The organism is Bacteroidetes bacterium endosymbiont of Geopemphigus sp., from assembly GCF_002904345.1.
Taxonomy (GTDB): domain Bacteria; phylum Bacteroidota; class Bacteroidia; order Flavobacteriales; family Blattabacteriaceae; genus GSPS2-BC2016.
On record NZ_PEIH01000005.1, the window covers coordinates 299,100 to 311,990 of the forward strand.

Consider the following 12,891-nt stretch of genomic DNA (forward strand, 5'->3'; position numbering starts at 1 on the left):
CCAAAGTAAAATTAAAGAGCTTTTTTAAGGGTAACCAAATCATAATCGTCAAGCCAATCTATAAAGACCATTGATGGATTCATTTGACGGATTCATTTTTTTATGAAATACAAGGGATATATTAAATAAAAGTTATATATTAATATTAATATCTGATTTACAGCCAGATACAGAAGCATGCTATATACTTAATAAAAGTAACACGCTGAGAATTCTCTTGGCGATATTTATTCTTATGATAAGAGGATATTTTTCAGACTGTTTAATATAACCAGTAGACTATTAAGCGAATAAAATAAAGTTCCCAGACAATAAAACAAATATAATTCCCCAGTGATGTTTCCTGGGAAGATCATCATCTTTGTTATTCGGCAATATATTTTATAACACCTACATCCATACCCTTTGAAACCGATCAGTTAGCGCCATTCTAGAGGGTTTTTATCAAAACAGCTACGATTTAACGCTCAGAAAACTTATTAAGAAATTCTAATAAAACACTGATAAAATTCAAAGAGTAGACTTTGATCAACTCTATTTTTCTAAGTGTGTTAAATTTATCCATAATAATTTAATTTCACTGATGATAAGAATTAAGAAGATAGGTTATTTTCTCTACCTGTTTATGTGAATGCGCTCCACTTATCGGCAGGCTTAGCACTTGCTGATGAATTCGTTCGGTAATGGGAAAGGATTGTTGATTATATTCCTTATAAGCTTTTTGTCTGTGTGGAGGAACAGGGTAGTGAATCAAAGTTTTTACCCCTTGTGTTGAGAGATAAGCCTGTAGTCTTTGTCTTGATTTTAAACGAATGACAAACAGATGCCATACGTGCTCTTTTTCATTTTTTGGATCATCAGGAAGGATGATTTGATCATTTTGAATGTGATCAATATAATAACGAGCTATTTGTTGTCTTTTTTGATTTTCGCAATCGAGGTATTTTAATTTCACATCCAATATAGCCGCTTGCAGCTCGTCCAGACGACTGTTTAAGCCTTTATAGATATTAATGTATTTTTTATTTGAGCCATAATTGGCCAAATCCCTGATACATGAAGCTAAATCATCGTCATTGGTTGCAACCGCTCCGGCATTTCCCAAAGCGCCCAAATTTTTTCCCGGATAAAAACTAAATCCAGCCGCATCTCCCAAATTACCCGTTTTTTTATTTTTCCACTCAGCACCAATAGCCTGAGCGTTATCTTCAATAATTTTTAAATCGTATTTCTTTGCTAAGTTTTTAAGTTGATTTGAAAATACTACACGTCCATAAAGGTGGACAATCATTATGGCGCGGGTTTTTTTTGTAATTTTTTCTTCTATATTTTCAATATCGATATTGTACGTGTGAATATCGGGCTCCACTAAAATGGGTTTCAAGCGATTATCGGATATGGCTAATATAGAGGCGATATAGGTATTGGCTGGCGCGATAACCTCATCACCTTCTTTTAGATAATTCAATTCTAAATATGCCTTTAATATCAATCTTAAAGCATCCAGTCCATTAGCTACACCTATAACATGTTTTACTCCGATATATTCAGAGAGATTTTTTTCAAACCTTTTAAGTTGATCTCCCAGCAAATACCAGCCTGAATCAAGCACTTCGCTCATGCATTTTGTAAGTTCTTCGCGGTATTGACAATTAATTTTTTGAAGATCAAGAAAAGGTATCATTTTTTAACAGGTTTGTTATTAATTATTTCATAAAAATTTCCCTCTTTATCTTTCATATTTAGGGAAAGGATCGTTCCTTCTTTAGTAATATAGCCTTTATGAACCGCCGGATTGCCATACCAAATCGTATAAGGAGGAATATCTTTAGTAACCACACTTCCTGCTCCTATCATAGAAAATTCTCCGATAGAACGATCAGTAACTATGGTAGCGTTAGCTCCAATAGAAGCGCCTCGCTCTATACAGGTTTTACTGAAAGAATCAGGATATTTTTTAGAGCGTGGATAAATATCATTAGTGAAAGTGACATTCGGACCAACAAAAACACCCTCGCCTATTCTTAAACCATTCCAAAGTTGCACTCCTGATTTTATTGTCGTGTGATCTCCAATAATCACATTGTTTTCTATGAAAACGTGTGAGTTGATATTGCAATTTTTTCCTATGAATGCATTTTCAAGAACAACTACAAACTGCCATATTTTAGTACCTGGTCCTATACTATAAGATCTTACTTCAGAGAGTGGATGAATCATCATGCTTTACATATTTAAAAATTCTCTGTAATCCCTAATATAGTCATTCTCATTATATTTCATAGAAGCTAGTATCAAACATACCGTATCGAAGGAAAAATTTTTCATCTCGTGCCATATTCCAGGCTCTATAAGCAATCCATAACCCGCATGATCTAAGTGGAATACCTTTTTTTTCTCTCCATTATCTAAAATAACATCAAAACTACCCTTTAGCGCAATCATCAACTGTTGTAATTTTTTATGCGCATGAGCGCCCCTTATCTGACCTGTGGATAATTCATAGAGATAATAAATTCTTTTCATTTCAAAGGGAATATCTTTTTTATTTTCCAAACGGATAACTCCGTCAGAAAAATTTGATAATTCTATAAGCAAGGAATTATCTATATCTCTCATGAGAGAGCATTTTTTTTAAATTCATTAAAATCTTTAATTCTACTCTCCTCAGAAGATGAATTTTCCGAGACGATTAATATTATGGTCCCTTGAGAGCTATTTTCATAATTTATCCAGATATTAGGCGGTATACAGATGCCCATGTCCGGACGATTCAACACAAAACCATTTTCTTTTTTCCCATCATGAGTTTTTAATTCCAAACTTCCAGATAAGACCACTATGAATTGCCAGCTCTTTAAAAGAGCATGGGCCTCCCACAGATTTTTTAAAGAAAATGCATCGAACCAGCTGATTGAACGAATTTTAAATGGGATTTGAGCCTCATTTTCAAAAAAAGAAAGTCTTCCCCGGATATCTGATTTTTTAGGTAGTTCTGTAGTTTTTATACCATTCACATCAATTGTTTTCTACAATGGCTTCTAGGTAAGTTCCATAGCTGCTTTTCTTATGTCTTTGAGCTAATTTAGTTAATTTATCTATCGTAATATAGCCCATTCGATAGGCTACCTCTTCTATACATCCAATTTTGAAACCCTGTCTTTTTTCAATAACCTCTATAAATTGCCCAGCACCCAGAAGAGAATCGAAAGTCCCTATATCGAGCCATGCAATACCTCTGTCCATTATACCCACTTGCAAAGTTCTCTTTTTTAAATAAACAGAATTTACAGAGGTAATCTCAAGCTCACCACGCGCAGAAGGCTGAATGTTTTTTGCAATTTCTATCACTGAATTATCGTAGAAATAAAGACCAGGCACGGCATAATTTGAGCGGGGATTTTGAGGTTTCTCTTGCAGAGAAATCGCATTTCCTAAAGAATTGAACTCAACCACGCCATATTGACGAGGATCTTTTACTCTATAGGCAAAAATCGTTCCTCCTTCAGGGTTGATTTTACTGCGAAGCAATTTTCCTATGCCTGAGCCGTAAAATATATTATCTCCCAAAATGAGCGCTACTGAGTCTTTTCCGATAAAGTCTTCTCCTAAAATAAAAGCGTCAGCCAATCCATTGGGTTTTCTCTGAATCTTATAAGAAAAATGACAACCTATTGCGCTTCCGTCCCCTAATAATTTCTGAAAGCTCTCCTGATCCTTAGGGGTAGTAATGATCAGTATTTCACACACACCGGCGAGCATCAAGGTGGAGAGCGGATAATAAATCATTGGCTTATCATATACGGGCATCAGCTGCTTGCTTACCGCTACGGTCAACGGATAAAGGCGGGTGCCGCTACCTCCAGCCAGTACAATCCCTCTCATAAGTGTCCGTAATATTTTTGATAATAGTCCTGATAGGCTCCTGAAACTATATTTTCCAGGCCAGCATTCATTTTCTAGGTACCAGTCTTAGGTACCAGTCTATGGTAAGCTTTAGGCCTTCATCAAAGGAAACAGAAGAACTCCAGTTGAGTGCTTTGTTCATCTTTGAGGCGTCTATGACGTATCTGAGGTCATGTCTCAAACGGTTTTTTGCAAAACATATCAATTTTTACTATTGCCTTCTTCTTTTTTCATCCTTAAAAAATCAATTACACTCATCAGTAAGTAATAAAAATTAGAATAGATTATAACGATATTATAAAATTTTATAGATAGGGTTCCAGCCCTAATTTACAGTGAAGAATAGCAATTTTTTAGCTATCTTATTCACTATGTATGTACATTTTTAATGTATGAATGAAAATCCCTTATAAACTTTTCGTGAGAATATTTAGTTTTATTCTTAAAATCAGTAATGATGTGTTCTCTATTGAAAGAAGATTTATTATTCTTATAATAAATAAGTTTTTTATAGATCTCTTGAGCATCGCCAGGAGACACTATAAAACCATTTTTACCCTCATCAATCACATCCTTGCCTCCGCACTTATCTGTAGCGAGTACAGGAACTCCTCTTTCTAAAGATTCATAAAGGACCATAGGAATTCCTTCTATTATGCTGGGAACGACTGTAATATCTATTTGATTAAAAAAATCCTCTTTACTTTGAATGTGACCTAACATTTTGATATGCTTTCCTAATAAAGCAATTCTTTTTTCTATTTCTTCCTTATAAGGGCTATTCTCTATTTTTCCTCCTATGATTAATATGTATTCTCGCTGACTGAGCTTTGAAAGAGCATCTAATAAATAATGTAGCCCTTTCAATAGCACAATATGTGCCAAAAAACCGATTCGAATATGTTCGGATCTATATTGAACATTTGTAGGTATTTGTTTTTCTATTACAACATTTATGTTGGAAGGAATAAAAGGCAATAAATGTACATTTTTATATCCTCTTGAAACATATGTGTCATAGTAAATAGTATTTATAGCTATTATATGGTCAAAATATTGTATAGTTTTCTTATATGTGTTTAAACGAGAGATATAATCATAAGGGTCTATGTAGTTTAAACTTAATTTTTTCTTTTCGCTTGCCACAATTTCATAAATCATCTGATCATTAGGATTCCCAGGTATAAATAAAGTTTTAATACCATATTTTTGAACCTTTTTCATTGTCCTGGGTATCCAAGCATTAGGAGTGATTAGAATATCTATTTTTTTGTGTAATTTCCTGGATAATTTAAAATCATAGTAAATCTCTTGCAGATGTCTGATGAAATGGTATTTAATCCCCAACTTGGAAAAAAATAGAATACATAAATAAACAAAATCATACCAGCTTATCAAAGGTTTGATTAGTCTATCTTCTGTATATTGTTTTTTTTTTCTAAAAACATAAAACCGAACCTTTCTGTAAATATTTAATGAATTAGATAAAAGGGTTTGCAAAGTAATACCCATAGCAGAACTTACACGGGTATTTTGGTAATCTTGGAAAGTTGCATATACTATCTTCTGTTTCATATTAAACTATCAAATGTTACATATTCAATATGGTTAAAATTCCTTGTATAATTTAAAAACTTAATAAATATATCATTCAAGGTTTTGGAGCTATCATACGATAATGGTAAACCATAGCCATTGTAATGAGTAGATAAAACATATATTCCGTCTTTTTCTCTTACAAAATTGAATGTCTCTTTTAACTGATCAAAGGTAGTATAAGGTGTTTGGCTAACATAACTATCTAGCTCAAATCTGTTTGAATAGTTATATAAGTATGGATATGATCTACCCTTATTCAAAAAGCGATTGTTTAATAATTTATGTGATAGATAACGAAAGGTATGGGCGTGAAAAATTTTTTTTTTATACTGAGGTATTCCTCCCGATACAAAGCTCAAATTATTATCTAAAAGTGCTTTATAAGCACTTTTAGATAATCTATTGTTTGGGGGTGTAAAAACTTTTATTTTAATCTTAAAAACATCCTCTAAATAAAGAATTGCCTTTCTTAGAGAGGCAGTCAGGTCAACATCTGTATCAAATTCAGGGGTTATAATGAATGGTCTACTACTGAGATATGGTTTTTTCAAATTTCTGTGATGAATTCCATGAATGCATAAGGAGATTTTTTTTTTTATTTTATCTGTTAGATAAGATACCAAGTATTTATTATCTCCTATAGGATAAATAGTTGTGTCTTTTTCCCATTTGTCCACATCTTTAATATTTCCTGTGTTATACAGTTCCTTAATCCATTTGTCCCAACGTCCCATCATAAAAGGAACTACACACAGGGAAACAGGATATTTATTCCATATTTTACCATAAATAGCTTCTATTTCAATCGGTTGAGTGAAATAGTTTACATCATCATCTCTTAAAACAAACTTCATGACAAAAATATTCATTTTATTCCCATAATAAAATATTTTTTATAGATAATAAAATCTATTGCGTTATAGAAGGCTATATATAAAAAAATCCAACGCTCTTGAAGGAAGAAAGTTATTGATAAAAATGAAAGCAAATATAAAAGACCTCGTTGTATATCTAATTTTAATAAAAGGGTTGAAGAAATAAACATTCCTGCAAAAGATTGATATAGCTTATAGTTTACGATTATAAAACTTCCTATACAAACAAATATAAATGAGAAATAAAAATAGGGATATTTGATATTCAAAATCAAAAAACCTGATTTATTGATAAAAATAATAAATACTATTACTAATACAAGAGAAATTACTGCTGTTAAAGATAAAAGTTTTTGAAAATCAACTAATTGATGAATACCTTTTATTAAACTCAACCGATTATTTTTATACTTTACCAGTTTTTGAACTTTATAATCAATTAAGTTAGACATGGTAGTGTCTGCTATAGCTAATACATTTCTACTCAGAGAATAAGTGGATAGAATGCTAGGTGAGAGCACTATAGAAACAATCAACTGATCTAGAGTAGAATTTATAAAACGCAAATAACCTGAATATGTAAATGTTTTTAATTCTTTTAGTTCTCCCCGTAAAGCACGAAATGAAAAACAAAATGGGTTAATAATCCACTCTTTATTAACTATTATATAGCATATTAGAGAAAAAACAGAAAAAATAATAATGGATAAGATATAAACTTTTATTCCATAAGAAACCATAAGAAAAATACCTACACATTTTGCTAGTGTACTTGATATCGTGTCAATAAATGAAGCGATAGCATATTTATTAAATGCTAAAGTCAATAACCTAAAGCTCTCGTTTAATCCTGACAATAAGGAAGAAATGCAGAATAAAATAAATAAATAAATATATTTACCATCGTATTTCTCTTCAGAAATATAATATGAATAAATTAGTAAAAATGGAAATACAACGGAAAAAGTTAAAAATCTAGAATATAAGGACAACCCAAAATAATATTTTATCCTCTTTTTATTTCCCTTTTTTAAAAAAAACAGAAAATTCCTTATACAGAAAGTTTCAATATTTAAAGAAGTGAAGACGGATGTTATGGATGCGATAATAGCATATATCGCGATTAAAGAATATTCTATTGGATTTACCTTATACAGAAAATAAATATTTACAAAAACAGACAACCCGAGGTTAATGGATTGTAAAAAGATTAAATAAATCCATTGACTCATTTTACAAGCTTGCGTAAAATCTGTTCAGAATAGGTATTAAATCTTTTCTTTTTTTCATGCATTCCGCCTACAACTATATTATTTATGTAAATAAATGTATATATAAATCAATTTTTATACATGCTTCTCCATCAAATGGAGTGTAAATGATCTTGTTCTTTTGAAGAAATTAAAAACAAATGCCAAATATATTCTTTTTTAATTTCTATATACCGATAATATAATTTCCCCATTTTAAATACGATTTATATAACATCGGTTCATTCGACGGGAAAAAACATCGCATAAATAGAATAAAATTGTATTTACTATTGTTTTATTCTTATAATTTTCTCTTCTCTTTTCATTTTTTTAATATTAATAACGAAAGTTTATTGCACTGACATCACCTAATAGTTTCTGAAAACTCTCCTGATTCTTAGGAGTGGTAATGATCAGTATTTCACGTATGCCGGCGAGCATGAACTGTTTGCTCACCGCTATGGTCAATAGATAAAGGTGTGTACCGCTGTCTCCTACCAAAATAATCTTTTTCATAAATATCCGTAATATTTTCGATAATAGTCCTGATAGGCTCCTGAAACTATATTTTTAAGCCAATCCACATTTTCTAAATACCAGTCTATGGTAAGATCTAACCCTTCCTCAAAGGAAACAGAAGGTTTCCAACCGAACGATTTGTTCATTTTTGAGGCGTCTATGGCGTATCTGCGGTCATGCCCTAAGCGGTCTTTTACAAAACATATAAGTTTTTCACTACTACCTTCTTCTTTTTTTAATTTTCGGTCCATTTTTTTGCAAAGTAAACGTGCTAGATCAATATTGGACCATTCATTATGCCCACCTACATTATAGGATTCTCCCGTTTTCCCATGATGAAAAATCAAATCAATGGCCTGAGCGTGATCTCCCACGTACAACCAGTCGCGCGTGTAGTTTCCATCTCCATACACGGGAAGTGACTTGTGTTGATTTATATTATGAATAAGTAAAGGGATTAGCTTTTCAGGAAATTGATTGGGTCCATAGTTATTGGAACAGTTCGAAATGATAAAGGGTAATTTATGTGTATTGCCAAAGGCGCGCACCATATGATCTGAGGCAGCTTTAGAAGCGGAATAGGGAGACTGCGGACTATAAGAGGTTTGCTCAGTAAAAAAGCCTTCCGATCCCAGAGCACCAAAAACTTCGTCAGTAGAGATGTGATAAAATAGTTTTCCCGTAAAATCTTTCTGCCAAATCGATAAGGCCTCCTGAAGCAAATTGAGCGTTCCGGCTATGTTGGTTTGAACAAAATCCCCGGGGGAGTTTATTGAGCGATCTACATGAGTTTCAGCTGCTAAGTGGAGCACCGCCTGAGGTCTGTATCTTTGAAAGATGCCAGAGAGTAGCTTACGCTCTCTGATGTCGGCTTTTACAAAAGTATAATTGGGATTGCGCTCGATATCTCTTAAATTCTCCAAATTACCCGCGTAACTTAGCACATCGAGGTTAATAATACGATAACGAGGGTATTTCTCAAGAAAATGACGCACTATATGTGATCCTATAAAACCGGCTCCTCCGGTGATCAGAATATTTTTATTGACAAACACTGCTATAATTACAACTATTTCTTTAAAAAAAGAAATCCTTTCGAGTAAAAAATTTTTAAAAACCAGAGACTAAAAATGGCTAAAATATAACATAATTTAGACTTTAAAGGTATAGTTAAAAAATAATTTTTACCATCGATTCTTTTATAAAAAAAGTATTGAAACATAGGTAATTTGTACTTTTTTCGAAACTTTTTCGATTGTTCAAAACACTCCTTTAAGAAAATTAAATCTTTAATTTGAATCTACGAGAGAAGAGGCGCTCCACCATTTCTTATCAGATAAAAATCTAAACGATCTTTATGGTTTTTATATTGACTTTGATTAAAAGCTTTTATCAAAAGATCTTGACAGAAATAAAAATCGATAAAATACTTACTGCTGTAAAAAACATTGGTAGTAGCGGCGGATCTTTGTATATAATGGTAATAGGATTTATCTGTTTTCACCAGTTTATTTATCTTAAGATAAGTAATAAGAACTACAGTATCCTCATGATACCTTCCCAAAGGAAATTCGATTCCATTAAAAAGCTCTCTTTTAAAAATTTTGCTACAGGCATAGCCCAAAATCTTATTAAAAACTGAAAAATCTTTTTTTAAATCAATACATCCCATCGGGATGGAAAACGAATTCCATCTTTTTCAGAACATTTTCCTTTTCATCTTCCCAAATAAAATCAAATACGCCTATCTGTGCATCATATTGTGTGATCAAATCATACATCTCCTTACACAGCTCAGGTTCCACCCAATCATCCGAGTTCACAAACATCAGATAATCTCCTTTCGCATAACGCAAACCATAGCTTTGCGCATCTGATACTCTTTTTTTAGTCTTGACAAAAGATTTTATCAAATGGGGATACAAAGCAGAATATTTGTCGATAATCACCTAAGAGTTATCAGTAGATCCGTTTTTTTAAAAATTTTGGCAATCAGTACTTTTTCTAAAATCCAAGGGCTAAAAATAGACAGAGTATAGTATAAATTATGGGAAATACTTTATCGGTAAAGGCATACTTAGAAAGTAATTTTTACCATCACTTCTTTTATAAAAAAAGAAATCAAACATAGGTAATTTGTGTTCTTTTCGAAATTCTTTGGATTTCTTAAAACATTCTTTTAAGCAAAACCAGATAGTATCCCATTAAGTGTGTAAGAGGAAAAGTTACTCTGAAAATGTAGAACCGTTAAAAGCTCAAAAATTTTCAGAAATAACTTTTTACTAATTTTAAATATTAGATGGTTCGTGACTCACGAAGAATTATTAAACAACAAGGATTTTTTACAAATCATCACAAAACAACCACAGGAAATTACCGTAATGGGCATGCAAGTAATAAAATAAAATCATCATTTGGAGAAAATCAAATACAAGTTCCTCGAGATAGATAGGGTAGCATTGAGCCTGTACTTGTTCTCAAAAGACATAAATCATAGAAGACTTGGAAAACATTATTATCTCGTTTTACGTTAAAGGGACGAGTGTAACCGATATAGAAGAGCAAATCAAGGAATTTTGATATATATATCTCTGCCATATCGCGAATTACCAATTCTCTGGCCATTGAAGTGATGACCTGTCAGAACAGGCCCTTGGAGAGTAAATATCTAATTGTTTGCTTCGACGGAATAGTCTTTAAAGTACATGAGGGTTCAAAGATGATTAATAAAACGATTTATTTATCCGTTTACCTTTGGCTTTTAATCTTTCATAAAATTCTTTGCAAGCCTTATTAAAGCGAATAAATAATACAAAAATCCATGTAGTAGTAACGAGTGCAACTCGGAGTTCCCATGTTGGTTGATTGTGTCCATTTTTCCTTATGGAAGAGTCTAATTGTTCATAACAGGAAGTTATGTCGAGGTACTTGGAGAATTACTTGGCTCTTTGGAAGTGTTTGCCACCTCCGTTGGCAATACAGGGCTATGACTGTGTTTCAGCCCAAGCCTTTGATGGATTTGATTTTTTCAAACTCCCTATCGAATTTCTTTTCAGCCGTAAAGTGCATTTGCTGCTCTAAATCTAATAATTTGTTTATTAGTAAACTTTATATAGTCTTCTATGGCTTGCAAGACTTTAGTGTTTACCCCAGGTACTTGAGATAGGTCTCTTTAAAATTTATTACTCATGATACGACGCTACTTTTGCAAGAGATCAAGGACTGCATTGATCTGTTTGAGTTCTTCTATGGTCTTAGAAGGTATCTTAATAGAGAACAGGATGGGATCTTCTTTCCATACATCGAGAGTAGCTTAGCATATATTGTGTAGGTCTTAACGGTGGAGAGCATCATGCGAACATGATACTTTACCTGTTTAGGGTTCACCACTGAAAGCTGTATATCTGCTTCAGAGAGTTCCATGCTCAGACATACAGAATCTATTTCTTCTCCCGTGAGATCGCAAAAATTAGCCATCTCATTAATAAAGGTAATTTTCGTGGCGAGAAAAGTATTGGCGGCATATTTAGTTAACCCGGCCGGGCACTCTTGCATTACCTAGCAAGGGAATGCTTCGGTCCGCCTAAGGTTTATAGAGCTTTAGCATGAGCTCCACGGGACGATCGCTGCCCGATCCAAATAATGTGCGACTGGGTTTTTGAAAATCTTCCACGGCAAAACCATAGGAGATAGATCTATAACGGTATAGTGTACTTTATACCTGTTTCTTTAAGAAAAAGAATCCTGGCAAGTAATAAATTTTTTAACAACCAAGGACTAAAAATAGCTAAAATATAGTATAACTTATATTTTAATAACCAATTCAAAAAATGATTTTTACCGTCACTTCTTTTATAAAAAAAGTATTGAAACATAGGTAGTTTGTTCTCTCTTCGAAACTCTTTCGATTTTTCAAAACACTCCTTTAAGAAAATTGGATCTCTGATTTGATTCCATGGGGGAAGAGGTGCTCCGCCATGCCTTATCAGGTAAAAATGTAAACGATCTTTATAGTTTTTATATTGACTTTGATTAAAAGCTTTTATCAAGAGATCGTGACAGAAATAAAAGTCAATGAAATGCTTTCTGGTATAAGAAACATTGGTGATCGAGCCGGGTCTTTGTACATAATGGTAGTAGGCTTTATCTGTTTTCACCAGTTTATTTACCTCAAGAAAGACTATAAGTATAACAGTATCTTCATAATATCTGCCTATAGGGAATTCGATTCCCTTAAAAAGCTTTCTTTTAAAAATTTTATTCCAGGCATAGCCACAGATCTCGTTAAAAACTGAAAAATCTTTTTTTAAATCAATACATTCATCGGGATGGTAAGTGAATTTCATCTTTTTCAAAACACTTCCACTCTCATCTTCCCAAATGGCATTAAATACGCCCATCTGTGCATTATACCGTGTGATCAGATCATACATCTCCTTACACAGCCCAGGCTCCACCCAATCATCCGAATCCACAAACATCAGATAATCTCCTTTCGCATGGCGCAATCCATAATTGCGCGCATCCGCCAAACCTCCGTTAGCCTTGACAATGGATTTTATCAAATGGGGATACAAAGCGGCATATTTATCAATAATCACATGAGAGTTATCAGTAGATCCATCATTAATTACCAAGATTTCTATATCCTGAAAGCTTTGATTCACAAGAGATCGCAGACATTTATCTAAGTATTTTTCTACATTATATACCGGAACTATGATACTGATTTTAGGCAT

General features: G+C 32.8%; 14 protein-coding genes and 2 pseudogenes. 1 reads left to right on the top strand and 15 read right to left on the bottom strand.

Annotated elements, in window-relative coordinates:
• Window positions 1-577: 577 nt before the first annotated feature.
• The 13 genes and pseudogenes from CS842_RS02650 to CS842_RS02705 all read right to left on the bottom strand — a co-directional run bounded on the left by CS842_RS02650 (window position 578) and on the right by CS842_RS02705 (window position 10,101).
• The gene (locus CS842_RS02650) at window positions 578-1,684 is read right to left on the bottom strand and encodes a DegT/DnrJ/EryC1/StrS family aminotransferase (protein ID WP_103327349.1); all 1,107 of its coding nucleotides are present in this window, start codon (window positions 1,682-1,684) and stop codon (window positions 578-580) included.
• Window positions 1,681-2,220: an acyltransferase gene (locus tag CS842_RS02655; RefSeq protein WP_103327350.1), complete on the bottom strand. Its 540-nt coding sequence runs from the start codon at window positions 2,218-2,220 to the stop codon at window positions 1,681-1,683. The genes CS842_RS02650 and CS842_RS02655 overlap by 4 nt, the downstream gene beginning before the upstream one ends.
• Window positions 2,221-2,226: 6 nt before the next feature.
• Window positions 2,227-2,619: a sugar 3,4-ketoisomerase gene (locus tag CS842_RS02660; RefSeq protein ID WP_103327351.1), complete on the bottom strand. Its 393-nt coding sequence runs from the start codon at window positions 2,617-2,619 to the stop codon at window positions 2,227-2,229.
• Window positions 2,616-3,017 carry a sugar 3,4-ketoisomerase gene (locus CS842_RS02665; RefSeq protein WP_195909841.1) on the bottom strand — a complete coding sequence of 134 codons (402 nt, stop codon included), beginning with the start codon at window positions 3,015-3,017 and terminating at the stop codon, window positions 2,616-2,618. The genes CS842_RS02660 and CS842_RS02665 overlap by 4 nt, the downstream gene beginning before the upstream one ends.
• Before the next feature lies 1 nt (window position 3,018).
• Complete coding sequence (gene rfbA, locus CS842_RS02670; RefSeq protein WP_103327353.1) at window positions 3,019-3,885, bottom strand: glucose-1-phosphate thymidylyltransferase RfbA; 867 nt, start codon at window positions 3,883-3,885, stop codon at window positions 3,019-3,021.
• Window positions 3,886-3,952: 67 nt separating this feature from the next.
• A complete protein-coding gene (locus CS842_RS07425) occupies window positions 3,953-4,087 on the bottom strand; it encodes a hypothetical protein (RefSeq protein ID WP_265614186.1) in 135 nt (44 codons plus the stop codon).
• Window positions 4,088-4,275: 188 nt separating this feature from the next.
• Window positions 4,276-5,130: a glycosyltransferase family 4 protein gene (locus CS842_RS02675; RefSeq protein WP_195909842.1), complete on the bottom strand. Its 855-nt coding sequence runs from the start codon at window positions 5,128-5,130 to the stop codon at window positions 4,276-4,278.
• A 347-nt stretch (window positions 5,131-5,477) separates the two neighbouring features.
• Window positions 5,478-6,359 carry a DUF2334 domain-containing protein gene (locus CS842_RS02680; RefSeq protein ID WP_195909843.1) on the bottom strand — a complete coding sequence of 294 codons (882 nt, stop codon included), beginning with the start codon at window positions 6,357-6,359 and terminating at the stop codon, window positions 5,478-5,480.
• Window positions 6,360-6,370: 11 nt separating this feature from the next.
• Entirely contained in the window at window positions 6,371-7,372 is a 1,002-nt protein-coding gene (locus CS842_RS02685; RefSeq protein WP_146037435.1) for an MATE family efflux transporter, read from the bottom strand.
• Window positions 7,373-7,975: 603 nt separating this feature from the next.
• Window positions 7,976-8,149, bottom strand: a pseudogene (locus CS842_RS02690) (glucose-1-phosphate thymidylyltransferase); the annotation flags it as partial.
• Window positions 8,146-9,207, bottom strand: coding sequence for a dTDP-glucose 4,6-dehydratase (rfbB, locus tag CS842_RS02695; protein WP_103327357.1), 1,062 nt, complete (start codon window positions 9,205-9,207; stop codon window positions 8,146-8,148). The gene rfbB and the pseudogene CS842_RS02690, both read right to left, overlap by 4 nt.
• 245 nt (window positions 9,208-9,452) lie before the next feature.
• Window positions 9,453-9,824, bottom strand: coding sequence for a hypothetical protein (locus CS842_RS02700; RefSeq protein WP_103327358.1), 372 nt, complete (start codon window positions 9,822-9,824; stop codon window positions 9,453-9,455).
• On the bottom strand, window positions 9,811-10,101 hold the full coding sequence (locus CS842_RS02705) for a glycosyltransferase (RefSeq protein WP_103327359.1): 291 nt from the start codon (window positions 10,099-10,101) through the stop codon (window positions 9,811-9,813). Before CS842_RS02705 ends, CS842_RS02700 begins: the two co-directional genes overlap by 14 nt.
• 401 nt (window positions 10,102-10,502) lie before the next feature.
• On the opposite strand from CS842_RS02705, the pseudogene CS842_RS07825 reads away from it, so the two are divergent.
• Window positions 10,503-10,907 (top strand): annotated as a pseudogene (locus CS842_RS07825) (transposase); the annotation flags it as partial.
• 491 nt (window positions 10,908-11,398) lie between these two features.
• Here the strand turns inward: CS842_RS07825 and CS842_RS02715 are convergent.
• Window positions 11,399-11,707 (bottom strand): hypothetical protein, encoded by a 309-nt coding sequence (locus CS842_RS02715; RefSeq protein ID WP_103327360.1) that lies wholly within the window; start codon window positions 11,705-11,707, stop codon window positions 11,399-11,401.
• Between the two features lie 140 nt (window positions 11,708-11,847).
• Window positions 11,848-12,891, bottom strand: a complete 1,044-nt coding sequence (locus CS842_RS02720; protein ID WP_103327361.1) for a glycosyltransferase family 2 protein — start codon at window positions 12,889-12,891, stop codon at window positions 11,848-11,850.